The 13,616-nt window shown below is 72.7% G+C and carries 14 protein-coding genes and 1 other RNA gene; 5 read left to right on the top strand and 10 right to left on the bottom strand.

Features of this window, described 5'->3' with window-relative positions; translation table 11 throughout:
* Positions 1–42 precede the first annotated feature (42 nt).
* Entirely contained in the window at positions 43–696 is a 654-nt protein-coding gene (locus P4R38_RS04170; RefSeq protein WP_277191167.1) for an MBL fold metallo-hydrolase, read from the bottom strand.
* A 95-nt stretch (positions 697–791) separates the two neighbouring features.
* On the opposite strand from P4R38_RS04170, the gene P4R38_RS04165 reads away from it, so the two are divergent.
* Positions 792–2,252 (top strand): GuaB1 family IMP dehydrogenase-related protein, encoded by a 1,461-nt coding sequence (locus P4R38_RS04165; protein WP_275240295.1) that lies wholly within the window; start codon positions 792–794, stop codon positions 2,250–2,252.
* On the opposite strand, the gene P4R38_RS04160 is transcribed toward P4R38_RS04165, so the two are convergent.
* From P4R38_RS04160 to rnpB, 4 genes are all read right to left on the bottom strand, one after another.
* Complete coding sequence (locus P4R38_RS04160; RefSeq protein WP_277191166.1) at positions 2,216–2,974, bottom strand: PI-PLC domain-containing protein; 759 nt, start codon at positions 2,972–2,974, stop codon at positions 2,216–2,218. The two genes, P4R38_RS04165 and P4R38_RS04160, sit on opposite strands and share 37 nt — an antisense overlap.
* Before the next feature lie 24 nt (positions 2,975–2,998).
* Positions 2,999–3,853, bottom strand: coding sequence for a PI-PLC domain-containing protein (locus tag P4R38_RS04155; RefSeq protein ID WP_277191165.1), 855 nt, complete (start codon positions 3,851–3,853; stop codon positions 2,999–3,001).
* 91 nt (positions 3,854–3,944) lie between these two features.
* Complete coding sequence (locus P4R38_RS04150; protein WP_277191164.1) at positions 3,945–4,328, bottom strand: helix-turn-helix domain-containing protein; 384 nt, start codon at positions 4,326–4,328, stop codon at positions 3,945–3,947.
* 132 nt (positions 4,329–4,460) lie between these two features.
* Positions 4,461–4,839: RNase P RNA component class A (gene rnpB / locus P4R38_RS04145), an RNA gene on the bottom strand.
* Between the two features lie 22 nt (positions 4,840–4,861).
* Between rnpB and P4R38_RS04140 the strand changes: the two genes are divergently transcribed.
* Entirely contained in the window at positions 4,862–5,953 is a 1,092-nt protein-coding gene (locus P4R38_RS04140) for a PLP-dependent cysteine synthase family protein (RefSeq protein WP_275240300.1), read from the top strand.
* Here P4R38_RS04140 and P4R38_RS04135 read toward each other — a convergent pair.
* The 3 genes from P4R38_RS04135 to P4R38_RS04125 form a co-directional block, all read right to left on the bottom strand.
* Positions 5,950–7,386: an RNB domain-containing ribonuclease gene (locus P4R38_RS04135; protein WP_277191163.1), complete on the bottom strand. Its 1,437-nt coding sequence runs from the start codon at positions 7,384–7,386 to the stop codon at positions 5,950–5,952. The genes P4R38_RS04140 and P4R38_RS04135 overlap by 4 nt on opposite strands.
* A gap of 76 nt (positions 7,387–7,462) precedes the next feature.
* Positions 7,463–8,128 (bottom strand): response regulator, encoded by a 666-nt coding sequence (locus P4R38_RS04130; protein WP_277191162.1) that lies wholly within the window; start codon positions 8,126–8,128, stop codon positions 7,463–7,465.
* A 4-nt stretch (positions 8,129–8,132) separates the two neighbouring features.
* A complete protein-coding gene (locus tag P4R38_RS04125; RefSeq protein ID WP_277191161.1) occupies positions 8,133–9,383 on the bottom strand; it encodes a sensor histidine kinase in 1,251 nt (416 codons plus the stop codon).
* Positions 9,384–9,699: 316 nt separating this feature from the next.
* On the opposite strand from P4R38_RS04125, the gene P4R38_RS04120 reads away from it, so the two are divergent.
* The 3 genes from P4R38_RS04120 to P4R38_RS04110 are packed head-to-tail and all read left to right on the top strand — an operon-like array spanning position 9,700 to position 11,937.
* Positions 9,700–10,446: a YaaA family protein gene (locus P4R38_RS04120; RefSeq protein ID WP_277191160.1), complete on the top strand. Its 747-nt coding sequence runs from the start codon at positions 9,700–9,702 to the stop codon at positions 10,444–10,446.
* An 18-nt stretch (positions 10,447–10,464) separates the two neighbouring features.
* On the top strand, positions 10,465–11,556 hold the full coding sequence (locus P4R38_RS04115; RefSeq protein ID WP_277191159.1) for an SLC13 family permease: 1,092 nt from the start codon (positions 10,465–10,467) through the stop codon (positions 11,554–11,556).
* 27 nt (positions 11,557–11,583) lie between these two features.
* Positions 11,584–11,937: a hypothetical protein gene (locus tag P4R38_RS04110; RefSeq protein ID WP_277191158.1), complete on the top strand. Its 354-nt coding sequence runs from the start codon at positions 11,584–11,586 to the stop codon at positions 11,935–11,937.
* Positions 11,938–11,961: 24 nt separating this feature from the next.
* Here the strand turns inward: P4R38_RS04110 and P4R38_RS04105 are convergent, their stop codons facing one another.
* Together P4R38_RS04105 and P4R38_RS04100 are read right to left on the bottom strand one after the other, a co-directional pair.
* Positions 11,962–13,158, bottom strand: a complete 1,197-nt coding sequence (locus P4R38_RS04105) for an O-succinylhomoserine sulfhydrylase (RefSeq protein ID WP_277191157.1) — start codon at positions 13,156–13,158, stop codon at positions 11,962–11,964.
* Entirely contained in the window at positions 13,155–13,565 is a 411-nt protein-coding gene (locus P4R38_RS04100) for a rhodanese-like domain-containing protein (RefSeq protein ID WP_277191156.1), read from the bottom strand. The genes P4R38_RS04105 and P4R38_RS04100 overlap by 4 nt, the downstream gene beginning before the upstream one ends.
* Positions 13,566–13,616 lie beyond the last annotated feature (51 nt).

The raw sequence follows: 13,616 nt of genomic DNA, 5'->3' as shown, positions 1-13,616 counted from the left end.
GCTTACCTATGGTCCAAATCGCCGCGCTGGCCCGGCTCCGGCTCAGAGGTCGCGTGGACCCGCTCCCGCCAGGTCGACGACCTCCACGCCGCCGTCCAGGCCGAAGTCGCCGACGTGCTTGAGGTACATCCCCCGGGCCGGCGGGACCAGCAGTGCGTCGTGGATGGGCACCACCCGCCCCGGCTGGATCCGTCGGACGAACGCGATGGTCTCCTTCACCGCGCACCAGGGCGCACTGACGGGTACGGCCAGCACGTCGACCGGCGCGGCGGGCTCGGCGTCCAGCGCGTCGCCCGGGTGGAAGAGCGACGGCTCCCCGTCGGCGGCGAGGAGGACACCCAGGTTGTCGATGCGGTCGATGTAGGGGTGGATCTCGGCGTGCAGCCGACCCGCGGGTGTCACGGTGAGGGACCCGACCTCGTACGCCGCGCCCGCCTCGTGCGCGCTGACCTCCAGCCCCTCCCCCTGCAGGACCGCGCTGGTCTGCGGGTCGGCGCCCACCCTGGCCTTGGGGTTGCGGGCGATGAGGCCCTCGATCTTCTCCGGGTCGCAGTGGTCGGGGTGCTGGTGGGTGATCAGGATCGCGTCGAGCCCGTCCACGGCGTCGAAGTCGGAGAACGTGCCCGGATCGATGAGCACGCGCGCGCCGGCGCTCTCGACGAGGAGGCAGGAGTGACCCAGGTGAGTGACCTTCATACTCGCCACCGTACGTCCGCCCCGGAGGATCGACCCGAGATCCGGTCGACGCTCGTGCAGCGGAGGTGGGGACGATCGTCTCCTACGATCGGGGGGTGAAGTTCCTCGGAGAGCAGTGGCCCGCGCACGACCTCACCTACAGCGACGTGTTCATGGTGCCGTCGCGCTCGTCGATCACCAGCCGGCTGGACGTCGACCTCGCCACCCCGGACGGCGCCGGTACGACGATCCCGCTGGTGGTCGCGAACATGACCGCCATCTCGGGCCGTCGGATGGCCGAGACGATCGCCCGACGCGGTGGCCTCGCGGTGCTGCCGCAGGACATCCCGGTCCACGCCGTGCAGGAGACGATCGCCTACGTCAAGAGCCGGCACACGGTCTTCGAGACGCCGGTCACCGTCGCGCCGGAGGTGCCCGTCTCCCAGGTCCTCGCGCTCCTGGGCAAGCGCGCGCACCGGCGCGCGGTCGTCGTGGACGCGCAGGAACGACCGCTCGGCGTCGTCAGCGAGAAGGACTGCCTCGAGGTCGACCGGTTCACCACGGTCGCCGACGTGATGAGCACCGACCTCATCACGGTCGAGGCGGACGCCGACCTCGGCGACACGTTCGACCGGATGACTCACCAGCACCTCGACCTCGCACCCGTGGTCGACGACGGCCGCCTCGCCGGCGTGCTCACCCGCAAGGGCATCCTGCGCTCGGCCATCTACCAGCCGGCCCTGGACGACGCCGGCCGGCTGCGTCTCGGCGTCGCCATCGGCATCAACGGCGACGTCCGCGCGAAGGCGGAGACGATGCTGTCCGCGGGCGCCGACGTCCTCGTCGTGGACACCGCGCACGGCCACCAGGACAAGATGTTCGACGCCCTGAAGCTCGTCGGCCAGGCGCGCGACGCCCACGCCGAGCGTGGCGGGGTCCGCATCCCGGTCGTGGCCGGCAACGTCGTGTCGGCCGACGGCACCCGTGAGCTCGTCGACGCGGGCGCGGACATCGTCAAGGTCGGCGTCGGCCCCGGTGCGATGTGCACCACCCGGATGATGACCGGCGTGGGCCGTCCGCAGTTCTCCGCGGTCCTCGAATGTGCTTCTGCGGCAACCGAGCTGGGCGCAGAGGTGTGGGCGGACGGTGGGGTGAAGTACCCGCGGGACGTCGCGCTCGCGCTGGCTGCCGGCGCCGGCAGCGTGATGATCGGGTCGTGGTTCGCCGGTACCTGGGAGAGCCCCGGCGACCTCAACCGCGACCACAACGGCCGGCTCTACAAGGAGTCGTTCGGCATGGCCTCGGCCCGCGCGGTCAAGAACCGCACCGCCGGCAGGAGCGCGTACGAGCGAGCCCGGTCGGCACTGTTCGAGGAGGGCATCTCCTCCTCGAAGATGTACCTGGACCCCGAGCGTCCCGGCGTGGAGGACCTGGTCGACATGATCGTCGCGGGCGTGCGGTCCAGCTTCACCTACGCCGGAGCCCGCAGCATCGCCGAGTTCCGCGAGCGGGCGACCGTGGGTGTGCAGAGCGCGAGCGGCTACGACGAGGGGCGGCCGCGCGAGACCTCCTGGTGACCCTCCCGCTGCTCCAGCAGTGCGGTCAGCGCGGTGAGGTGGTCGGTGGTGATCACGTCGACGCCGGCGTCCAGCAGCGCCTCCCACAGCCGGCGACGGCTGCCTCGGGTCCACTCCGGCACGCCCCAGAAGCGCAGGAGCAGCCCCCGGTCGTGTGCCTCGTCGACGAAGCGGGTCAGCCGGGCGTGGTCCCGGGGCAGCAACGGTCCGAAGCCGCTCCACCAGAAGTGGTCGCGCCAGTGGGCACTGACCAGCGGCATCCAGGCGGGGTCGGCCTCGGGCGGGACCAGGCCGAGCCGCCCGTCGTAGGCCAGGTGCACCGAACCCGCGCGTACCGGACTGCGGTTGGCGAGCGTCCCCGACAGCAGAGCCGTCACGGGGCGGCGGACCACGACGTCGTCGACGACGTGGGTGAGCACGTCGTCGTACGCGCTCAGCGCTCGCTCGATCGCCGGTAGGGACGCCTCCGGCTCCGACTTCACGTCCAGCACCAGGTACAGCCGGGTCAGGTCGGCGGCGCGAGCCCGCAACGGGTCGAGGTAGAGCTCGGCCAACGTGTGCCGCGCGTCCCGCCGGTCGTGGCCGACGAGCACCTGGTCGCCGACCACCCAGACGTCCGGCTCGATCCAGGCGCAGCCGTGCTCCAGGGCGTCCAGCAGCGGGCGCCGCCGGTCCTCGTCGTTGTGCGACCAGGCGGCCATCCACGATCGACGACCCTGCATGTGGTCAGCCTGGCAGATGAGCGCTCAGTCGTTCGCGAGCAGGAACGCCTGCAGGCCGGCGAGGTCGTCGGTGTTGAGGACGTCGACGTCCGCGGCGAGCAGCTCGCGCCAGACCGCCTCGCGCGAGGGCAGCGCCAGGTCGGGCGTGTTCCAGTAGCGCACCTGGTAGCCGCCGGCGTGCAGCTCGGCGACCTGTCGGTGCAGCTTCGCGCGCTGGTCCGCCGGCATCGGGCCGACGCCGAGCCAGGTGAAGTGGTTGATCCAGTTGTCGCTGACCAGCGGGATCTGCGCTGCGGTCGCGCCGGCCGGCAGCCGGCCGATGCGTCCGTCGAAGCCGAACCACCGCGTGTCGGAGTCCGGGGCGACGATGTTGGCGAGCGTCCCTGACAGCACCGCGGTCACCGGACGCCGACGCCGGCGGCCGTGGACCCAGGAGGTCATCAGCTCCGGGTAGGCCGCGAGCTGCCGCTGCAGCACCGGGTACGCCGCCGGACCGTCGGACTTGACGTCGATCAGCAGCCGCAACGAGCCCTTCCAGCCCGGAAAGACCGAGTGACCCTGCTGCCGGACGATGCGGCGCAGCGGGTCGAGGTAGTGGCTGCGCAGGGTCATCGACGGGTTCGGCCCGTCGTGGCCGAGGTAGAGGTCGCCGTCGACGAGCCAGACGTCGGCCTCGACCGAGGTGAACCCGTGGTCCAGGGCGTCGAGGAGCGGGCGCTCGTGCTCGTAGTCGTTGTGGGCGTGGGCGCGCCGCAGCGGGCGGGGCCGCGGCACTCGGGTCGCGGTCGTGCTCGCGTCGGCGCGGGAGGAGAGGGCGACGGGCGCGGCGAGGCCGACGGCGCCGGCGACGAGCAGCTTGCGGCGGGAGATCGCTGACATGCGCCCACCCTCGCCACCCACCCGTGTCGGTGGGCGTCGGTCGGGCGACGAGTGGGCGAAGCCTGGTCGTACGGGGTGTGGCGGGTGCTGCTCAGGCGGCGAGCAGCATCGCGTCGGGCGTGCGAACCGGCGCGGCCGACCGCTGAGTGCGCAGCTCGTGGACGACCGGTGGGGCTAAGACGGCCGACAGCTCCCGGTGCGCGCCGGCGACGAGGTCGGCGACCGTCGCACCGAGGGCACCGCACAGCGCGCCGAGCACCTCCGAGGAGGGTTCCTTCAGGCCGCGCTCGATCTCCGACAGGTACGGCATCGAGACGCCCGCCTCGCCGGAGACGTCCGCGAGGGTGCGGCCCTGCCGCAGCCGCGCCTCGCGCAGCAGGCGGCCGAACACGTCGCGCAGCAGCGGCGCCGGAGCGGCCTCGCGCACCGGAGGTAACGCGGTGACCGTCGCGATCGACTGCTGCCTGCGGCTCATATGCCGAGCCTAGAGCGCCTGTGCGATGTGGGCGCGGCGATCCTGTCCGCGGTCAGCGAACAGGTCGGCCCTGACGGTGTGACTCACCGCGCGGTGCCGCGCGCGGTGCGGCACACCGCGTGGTGGGTGGGGTGGATGAGTCGGCCGGTACGCCGGGTTCTGTTCCGCCGCACCGTTACCAGTGCGGCGGCGACGACCATCCATCTACGACGACTGTTGCCAGCCGCCTCCAGCGGTCTACCCGCATGCTCGGGCGGGCCGCCCTCGGACGCATGCTGTCCGACCTTGCTCCAGGTGGGGTTTACCGAGCCGCCCCAGTCACCTGGGGCGCTGGTGGTCTCTTACACCACCGTTTCACCCTTACCCCCGGCCGAGGCCGGAGGCGGTCTGTTCTCTGTGGCACTGTCCCGCGGGTCACCCCGGATGGCCGTTAGCCATCACCTTGCCCTGTGGAGCCCGGACGTTCCTCGGCGCCGGGCGGACCCGGCGACGCGGCCGTCTGGCCGACTCATCCACTGGGACAGACTAGTGCCGTGGAGCCCGTACGTGACATCGCCTCGAGCAGCTGCCCCGACCGCGCCTGGATCGACGAGGCGGTGCGCCGGCTGCTCGCGGACGCCAACCGCAGCGCCGACACGCACCTGGTCAAGGTGCCCCTGCCCGAGGGCTGGGAGGTCGACCTCTACCTCAAGGACGAGTCGACGCATCCGACCGGCAGCCTGAAGCACCGCCTGGCCCGCTCACTGTTCCTGTACGCGATCTGCAACGGCTGGATCGGCCCGCGCACCACCGTGATCGAGGCGTCGTCCGGTTCGACGGCGATCTCCGAGGCGTACTTCGCGCGGATGATCGGCCTGCCGTTCGTCGCCGTGATGGCCCGCTCGACCAGCCCGGAGAAGATCGCCCTGATCGAGCGCGAGGGTGGTACCTGCCACCTCGTCGACGACCCCGGCTCGGTGTACGACGTCGCCCGCGAGCTGGCGGCCGGCTGCGACGGGCACTACATGGACCAGTTCACCTACGCCGAGCGGGCGACCGACTGGCGCGGCAACAACAACATCGCCGAATCGGTCTTCGAGCAGATGGCGCTGGAGCGGCACCCGGTCCCCGCCTGGATCGTCGTCGGCGCCGGCACCGGTGGCACGTCGGCGACCATCGGCCGCTACACCCGCTACCGCGGACTGTCGTCGTGCCTCGCGGTCGTCGACCCTGAGGGCTCGGCGTTCCTGAAGAGCTATGCAGGAGAAGGGGTTTCAGGCTCCGGGTCGCGCATCGAGGGCATCGGTCGACCACGCGTGGAGCCGAGCTTCAACCCGCTTGTCGTCGACCGCATGCTCGGCGTCCCCGACGCGGCGTCCGTCGCAGCCATGCGGTTCCTGCGCGAGCGCACCGGCCTGCGCGCGGGCGCCTCGACGGGCACCAACCTGTACGGCGCCCTGCTGCTGGCGTGCGAGATGCGGGCGGAGGGCCGCGCCGGGAGCATCGTGACCCTGCTGTGCGACCACGCGGAGCGCTACCGGCAGACGTACGACGACGAGGGGTGGCTGGGCCGCCACGGACTCGACCTCACGCCGTACGAGGCGGTGCTGGAGAAGGCCTGGGACGACGGCACCTGGACCGGCTAGGCCAGCCGGAGCACGACCTTGCGGGCGGCGATGTCCGCGCTCACGACCACGGCCTGCACGTCGGCGCCGAGCTCGGCGTCGCCCGGGCACTCCTGGACGACGGCGAAGTCCTTCAGCTGCAGCAGGACGCCCTTCTCCCGCTTCTCGACCACGGACGCGGCAACCGACTCACCGACGTGGCTGGACAGCACCGCCGCCTCGGTCGCGTCCGCGCAAGCCCGCTCCACCTTTCCGGCGAGCTGGTCGGTGCGCTGCATGATCTCCGGCAGCGTCGGTAGGGCCTGCTTGACCCACTCGGGAACCTCGGCGTCCCGGCTCAGCGCCTCGCAGATCGCCAGCCCGAACCGGTCGACCAGCCGCCGCAGCGGCGCGGTGACGTGGGCGTACGGCGCGGCGACCGCGGCCTGCTCGGGCTGGTCGGGCACGTCTCCGTCGAACGGGGTGTAGCCGGCGCCGCGGAAGAGGGTGGTGGCCGCATGGATCAGGGCCAGGTGCCGGGGGTCGGACCGGTCGAGGGTCCGCAGGAACTCGCCGTACGGCTGCTCGGCCGGCCACGGCACACCCAGCGCCGCGGCCTGCCGGTGGAAGCGCTGCAGCGCCTCCTGGTCGGCGGCGGGCATCGTGCGCAGGATGCCGATCTGCGCGTGCAGCATCATCTCGGCGGCCACCATGCCGGTGAGCAGCGAGATCTGGGAGTTCCAGTCCTCGCTCGGCAGTACCGGGCGGAACGACAAGGTGTAGCTGTCGCCGTCGCGGGTGATCTCCTGCTCCGGCATCGGCAGGCTCGCGCCGCCACGCTCGCGCTCCAGGACGATCCGCTTGTCGCCGATCTCCTTCAGCAGGGCCACGCGCTCCGGCGCGCTGCCGCCGTCGATCGCCTGCTGCACCTGGTCGTAGTCGAAGCGGTCCTGGCTGCGGACCTGCGCGCGGTAGACCTCCGCCGACGTCACCTCGCCGCGCGCGTCCAGCGCGATGTCCCAGACGAACGCGGGCCGGACCTCACCGGGCAGCAGGCTCGCCGCGCCCTCGGAGACGACCTCGGGGTGCAACGGGATCCGCAGGTCGGGCAGGTACAGCGTCTGGCCGCGCCGCCGGGTCTCGGCGTCGAGCGCCCCGCCCGGCTGCACGAACGCGGGGACGTCGGCGATGGCGTACCGCACCCGGTAGCCCTCGCCTGCGCGCTCCAGGAGCATCGCCTGGTCCAGGTCCTTGGACTCCGGCGGGTCGATGGTGAAGAACGGCAGTGCCGTCTCGTCACGCTCCGGCAGCCGGACCGCCTCCACCGCCCGCTGCGCCTCCGCGACAGCCGGCTCGGGGTAGTCGGTCGGCAGCTGCAGCTCCTGCCGCACGGCGTGGAACGCCTGCTCGAGCGGACCGGCGTCGGCGCCGGCGTCGGGCTGGGTCCGCGGGGCAACGATCTGTCGCTTCGGCATACGCCTCACCCTAGGACCCGGCTCCGACGTCACGTCGGACGTCGGGCCGACGGACCGATCCCGGAGGAACGCGTCCTCACGCGCCGGGGACGACGACGCCGTGCTCGTACGCGAACACGACCGCCTGCGCCCGGTCCCGCAGCCCCAGCTTGGTCAGCACCCGGGAGACGTGCGTCTTCACCGTTTGCTCGGCCACGAAGAGACGGCCGGCGATCTCGGCGTTGGACAGCCCGGCGGCGATGAGCTCCAGCACCTCGCGCTCCCGCGAGGTCAGCCCGTCCAGCAGGCGCGAGTGCTTGGGCACGCTGCTGCGTCGCCGGGTCGCCTCGGCGATGAGGCGCTTGGTGATGCTCGGCGCGAGCAGCGCCTCGCCCTGGGCGACGACACGCACCGCCCGGGCCAGCTCGTCCGCGGGGGCGTCCTTGAGCATGAACCCGCACGCCCCGATCCGCAGCGCCTCGTACACGTAGTCGTCGATGTCGAACGTCGTCAGCATCAGGACGTGCGGACGGCTCGCGGCGGGCGCGGCCAGGATCGTCGCCGTCGCCTCCAGACCGTTGACCTCGGGCATCCGCACGTCCATGAGCACGACGTCCGGGCCGAGCCGAGCGACCTCGCGGACCGCCTGTGCACCGTCAGCCGCCTCACCGATGACACTGATGTCGGGCTGCGCCCCGAGCAACGCACCGATCCCCTGCCGCACCATCGCCTGGTCGTCGACGATGACCACCCTGATCGTCATGCCGTCAACCTAGGCCCGCGAGCTCGGGCCGGCCCTGCAGGGGCAATCGTGCGCGGACGCAGAAACCGCCGTCCGGCGAGGCGCCGGCCTCGAGGGTTCCTCCGACGGCCTCCGCTCGCGCCCGCATCCCCGAGATCCCGTTCCCGCCGAAGTGCTCCGCTCTCGCCGCGTCCTCGGCCCGCACCGCCGGACCGTTGCGGACGGCCAGCTCGGCGTGCCCGTCTGCCTGGTTCAGCATGACCTCGACCCGGGCGCCCGGCGCGTGCCGGGAGGCGTTCGCGAGCGACTCCTGCAGGATGCGGTGCAGCACCAGGGCGGTCCCCGCAGGGCACTCCTCCGGGCGGACGTCGATCCGCCACGCGACATCGATCCCGGCCGACCTGCTCGACTCCAGCAGCCCGGGCATCTGCTCGATGCCGGGCTGCGGCGCGGTCGGCGCGGGCCCCTTCTCCTCCCGCAGCACGCCCAGCACCCCGCGTACCTCGTTCAGCGCCTGACGCGCCGACGACTCGATGCTGGCGAACTCCTCCCGGGCCTGCGGCGAGACGTCACCGAGCCGGTACGGGGCGCTCTGCGCCTGCACGACCACCATCGACATGTGGTGGGCGACCACGTCGTGCAGCTCGCGGGCGATGCGGGTGCGTTCCTCGACCACGGCGACGCGGGCGCGTTCGACCTCGGTGGCCTCCGACTGCTCGGCGAGCTGGCGCCGCGAGAGGACCAGCCAGCGGACGAGCAGGCCGAACGCGACGAGCAGGACCGCGCCGAGCCCCCAGCCCTTCAGACCGTCCGGCATCGCGGCGACGAACAGCGTGACGCTGCCGGCCGTCACCACCGCGACCTCGACGGGCGCGGCCAGCATCGCCGCGACCAGGATCGTGAGCAGCAGGACCAGGAAGTGCATCACCGGCCACGGCAGCAGGCTGCCCGCAAGCTGCTCGACCCCGAGCCACCACACGGCCGCACCGACGGCACTGGCCACCCAGGCGTAGAACGGCCACCGGCGCACCATCAGCAGCGGCACGATCTCCATCACCGCCAGGAGCGGCCACAACGACGTCGGAGCCCGGTGCGTCACACCGATCGTCGGCCACGCGATCGCGAGCGCGAGGGCCGCGATGAGGACGGGCAGCGCGTCGGGGTACCGGCGCAGCGGTGACCCCGCCGTGCGCACGAGCCACCGGGCGCCGCGCCACGGCCGGCGGGCGACGGTACGAGCCGCCGCCACCGGGCGGGGACGCGGGAGTCTGGGCATGGCAGCAGGCTACGGACGCCTAACCTCCGCGTCGTCGTACGACGGAGCCGTCCGTCCTCACCCCGAAGTACTACGCCGGGGCCCGCGACCGGAGCCCGAACATGCGGCCGGACATCGCGCACGACTCGGACTGGCTGGAGACGGCCTCAGGATCGGTATCGGTACCCCCGCGCCCGAGTCCGTCGCCGTGCACCATCCGACGAGTGGCCCGAGCGGTCACTCATCGCGCCCCCACCGACCGGACCGCCGAGCCGCAGACGTGCTGATCCGTGGGCGGTGATGCGGCGGGCGGGCGTTCCGGCCGTACCCTCTCTGAGTGCTGATCCTCCTGCCGCCGTCCGAGACCAAGCAGGCCCGCAGCCGCGGTCGTTCGCTGGACCTGGAGCGGCTGTCCTTCCCCGAGCTGACCCGGACCCGCGAGCAGGTCGCGCAGGCGCTGGCGACGGTCAGCGCGGGCGAGGACGCCGCCGGCGCACTCGGCGTCAGCCCCGGCCTCGTCGACGACATCGCTCGCAACACCCGGCTGACCAGCGCACCGGCGCTGCCCGCCCAGGACCTCTACACCGGGGTGCTCTACGACGCGCTCGACATGTCCTCGCTCGACACCGCGGCGCTGCGGCGCGCACGACGCTGGATCGTGGTCGTCTCCGCGCTCTACGGTGCGCTCCGCCCCGCCGACAAGGTCGCGCCCTACCGGCTGTCCATGGGCGTCAACCTCCAGGGCGTCGGCCCGCTCGCCGGCGCCTGGCGTGAGCCGCTGGACGTGGTGCTGAGCGCCGCCGCCGGTCGGGGCGCGGTCGTGGACTGCCGCTCCAGCACGTACGTGGCCGCCTGGGCGCCGCAGGGCGCGCTCGCCGAGCGGTGGGTCCAGATCCGGGTGCCGGGCGCCACGCACATGGCCAAGCACACCCGCGGCCTGCTCGCACGCCACCTGTGCCAGGCGGGCCAGGACGCACGGACGCCGCGAGCGCTGGAGGCCGTCGCCGCGCAGGCCTTCACGACCCAGCTCACCGAGCCCGCCCGACCCGGTCGGCCGTGGGTGCTCGACGTGACGGCCCGCTGAGCGAACGACGACCACCCCATGAGCACCTCGGACCTCGCCGAGCTGACCGGCCACGTCCTGCCGGTCATGGTCTTCCTGATCATGATCACGATCGTCGCCGAGATCGCCGACATGGCAGGCGTCTTCGACGTCGCGGGCCACTGGGCCGCCCGAGCCGGACGGCACCGCACCTGGCTGCTCTGGCTCCTGGTCGTCGCCCTCTCGACGGTGTGCACGATCGTGCTCAGCCTGGACACCACCGCCGTTCTGCTCACTCCCGTGGTGATCGCGGTGGCGCGCCAGGTCGGCGTCCGCCCGATGCCGTTCGCCGTCACGACGGTGTGGCTCGCCAACACTGCCTCCCTGCTGCTGCCCGTCTCCAACCTCACCAACCTCCTGGCGCTGCACCGGTTCTCCGGCCTCGGGCTCACGCTGCACGACTACATCGCCCTGACCTGGCGACCGGCGCTCGCCGCGGTGGTCGCGACCGCCGCGGTGATCGCCGTCCTGCACCGGCACGACCTGCGCGGCACGTACGCGATCGAGCCGCCGGCCGACCCGCACGACCGTACGCTGCTGATCGTCGCGGCCACCGTCTGCGTCGCGCTCGGGCCGGCCTTCGTCAGCGGCGTGATGCCGGCGATCCCTGCGGCCGTCGGGGCGGCCGTCCTGCTCGCCACCCTCGCCGTACGCCGCCGCGAGATGCTGCGGGAGGTGACCGTGCCCTGGCTGATGGTGGGAGCGGTCACGGTGCTGCTGGTCGTCGTGGAGATCGCCGGGCAGCACGGGATGCACCGGCACCTGGCCGGCCTCACCGGCACCGGCACGGACGCGGCCGACCTGTGGCAGGTGAGCGCCGCGGGTGCGGTGACCTCGAACGTCGTGAACAACCTGCCGGCCTACCTGGCGCTCGAACGCCTCACCATCGACGACCCGCACCGCCTCGTGGCGCTGCTGATCGGGACCAACCTCGGGCCGATCGTCACGGGCTGGGGCTCGCTCGCGACCCTGCTGTGGCGCGAGCGGTGCCGGCGCGCCGGGCTGGAGATCCCGCTCGCGGCGTTCGCCCTGCGCAGCGCGCTGTGTGCGATCGTCGTCGTCGCGGCGGCCACCACCGCGCTGACCCTCTAGTCCGTGCCGCTCGAGAAGGAGCGAGTCGTGCCCGACCGACCCGAGATCGTCTGCATCTGCGGCTCCACCCGGTTCGCGGACGAGATGCGCGCGGCCAACCGTGATCTGACCTTCGCCGGCGTCATCGTCGTCGCGCCGGGCGAGGCGGACGAGCCGGTCACCAGCGACCAGAAGGCGACGCTGGACGCCCTCCACCTGCGCAAGATCGACCTCGCCGACCGGGTTCTGGTCGTCAACCCCGGCGGGTACGTCGGCGAGTCCACGCGCCGGGAGGTCGCGTACGCCCGCGCCGCCGGGAAGCCGGTCTCGTTCACCGATCCGGTGGGGCCGGCGGCGCCACCGGACGCGACCGACGAGTCTCGGTCGGCCTCGGGGGGCTGAGGCGCCGTCGGCAGCGGCCTCGCCTCAGGCCCGACCCAGCGCGGTCGACACGTCGCGGACCAGGTCGTCGACGTCCTCCAGCCCGACGGAGATCCGCAGGACGCCGTCGGTGATCCCGACCGCCAGGCGTGCCTCCTCGCCCATCCGGCGGTGGGTCGTGGTGGCCGGGTGGGTGATCAGCGACTTGGAGTCACCGAGGTTGTTGGAGATGTCGATGACCTCGAGGGCGTTCATGACCCGGAAGGCGGCGTCCTTCAGCCCGGCCGTCTCACCGGCCAGCTCGAAGGTCACCACGGTGCCGCCACCGCTCATCTGCCGGACCGCGAGGTCGTGCTGGGGGTGCGACTCCAGGAACGGGTACCACACCGACCGGACCGCCGGGTGCTCGTCGAGCGCCCGCGCGAGCGCGAGCGCCGACCTGGCCTGCTCCTGCACCCGCAGCCGCATCGTCTCCAGTCCCTTGACCAGGACCCAGGCGTTGAACGGCGACATCGAGGGGCCGGTGTGCCTGATGAGGTTCTTCACCGGGCCGTCGATGTAGTCCTGCGGACCCAGGATCGCGCCGCCGAGCACCCGGCCCTGCCCGTCGATGTGCTTGGTGGCGCTGTAGACGACGATGTCGGCGCCGTGCTCCAGCGGCCGCGAGAAGACCGGCGTACCGAAGACGTTGTCCACGACGACCTGAGCGCCCGCGGCGTGGGCCAGGTCGCTCACCTGCCGCATGTCGACGAGCTCCTGCATCGGGTTGCTGGGTGTCTCGAAGAACACCGCGGTCGTCGGCTCGGACAGCGCCGTACGCCACTGCTCCAGGTCGGCGCCGTCGACGAAGACGGTCTCCACGCCCCAGCGGGGCAGGATCTCGTCCAGGATCACGAAGCAGGACCCGAACAGGCCGCGCGAGGCGACCACCCGGTCGCCGTTGGCGAGCAGCGCCGCGAGAGCGGTGAACACCGCCGACATCCCGGACGCCGTCGCGGAGCAGGCCTCGGCGCCCTCCAGCAGCCGCAGGCGCTCCTCCAGGACGGCCACGGTGGGGTTGCCGTACCGGCTGTAGACGAAGCGGTCGACCTCCTCGGCGAACGCCGCCTCGGCGTCCTCGGCGGTCTCGTAGACGAAGCCGGAGGTGAGGTAGAGCGCCTCGGACGTCTCCTCGAACCCGCTGCGGGCCAGGCCACCGCGGACCGCGAGCGTGTCCGGCGCCCAGCCGTCGGGGCCGCTCATCCCTGCCTCCAGGGCAGGCCGGCGACCTTCCAGCCGGCCACGCTGCGGTGACCGGACTCGTCCAGCCCACCCTCGAACCCGTCGAGCACGTTGTACGCCGGCCCGAGGCCGGCCGCCGTCATCGCCTCGGCGGCCGCGGCGGAGCGCACGCCCGAGCGGCACAGCAGGTACGTCGGACCCACGCCCGCACCGGCGGCGCGGACCTGGTCGACGAAGTCGTGGTTGCGCGTGCCGTCGGGGAAGCGCTGCCACTCCACCCGGATGAGCCGCTGGTCGATGCCGGCCAGGTCGGGCACGCCGACATAGGCCCACTCGGCCTCGGTACGGACGTCCACGAGGCGCGCCGACGGGTCGGCCCGCAGCGCCTCGAACGCGTCCTCGGGAGTGATGTCACCCGCGTACGTCATGCGCGTCAGCGTCGCACAGCGTCCCGAGGGTCGGGACCGCGATCCCGACCC

The sequence above is a fragment of the Luteipulveratus flavus genome, assembly GCF_029439465.1.
Lineage (GTDB): Bacteria > Actinomycetota > Actinomycetes > Actinomycetales > Dermatophilaceae > Luteipulveratus > Luteipulveratus flavus.
The sequence above is the reverse complement of the archived record's forward strand: the minus strand, read 5'-3'. Positions and strand labels throughout refer to the sequence as shown.

Coding starts and splice junctions, on each gene's coding strand:
- P4R38_RS04170 (WP_277191167.1), bottom strand. CDS start 696: ATGAAGGTCACTCACCTGGGTCACTCCTGCCTCCTCGTCGAGAGCGCC.
- P4R38_RS04155 (WP_277191165.1), bottom strand. CDS start 3,853: ATGTCAGCGATCTCCCGCCGCAAGCTGCTCGTCGCCGGCGCCGTCGGC.
- P4R38_RS04150 (WP_277191164.1), bottom strand. CDS start 4,328: ATGAGCCGCAGGCAGCAGTCGATCGCGACGGTCACCGCGTTACCTCCG.
- P4R38_RS04100 (WP_277191156.1), bottom strand. CDS start 13,565: ATGACGTACGCGGGTGACATCACTCCCGAGGACGCGTTCGAGGCGCTG.
- P4R38_RS04130 (WP_277191162.1), bottom strand. CDS start 8,128: ATGACGATCAGGGTGGTCATCGTCGACGACCAGGCGATGGTGCGGCAG.
- P4R38_RS04115 (WP_277191159.1), top strand. CDS start 10,465: ATGAGCACCTCGGACCTCGCCGAGCTGACCGGCCACGTCCTGCCGGTC.
- P4R38_RS04105 (WP_277191157.1), bottom strand. CDS start 13,158: ATGAGCGGCCCCGACGGCTGGGCGCCGGACACGCTCGCGGTCCGCGGT.
- P4R38_RS04135 (WP_277191163.1), bottom strand. CDS start 7,386: ATGCCGAAGCGACAGATCGTTGCCCCGCGGACCCAGCCCGACGCCGGC.
- P4R38_RS04125 (WP_277191161.1), bottom strand. CDS start 9,383: ATGCCCAGACTCCCGCGTCCCCGCCCGGTGGCGGCGGCTCGTACCGTC.
- P4R38_RS04160 (WP_277191166.1), bottom strand. CDS start 2,974: ATGCAGGGTCGTCGATCGTGGATGGCCGCCTGGTCGCACAACGACGAG.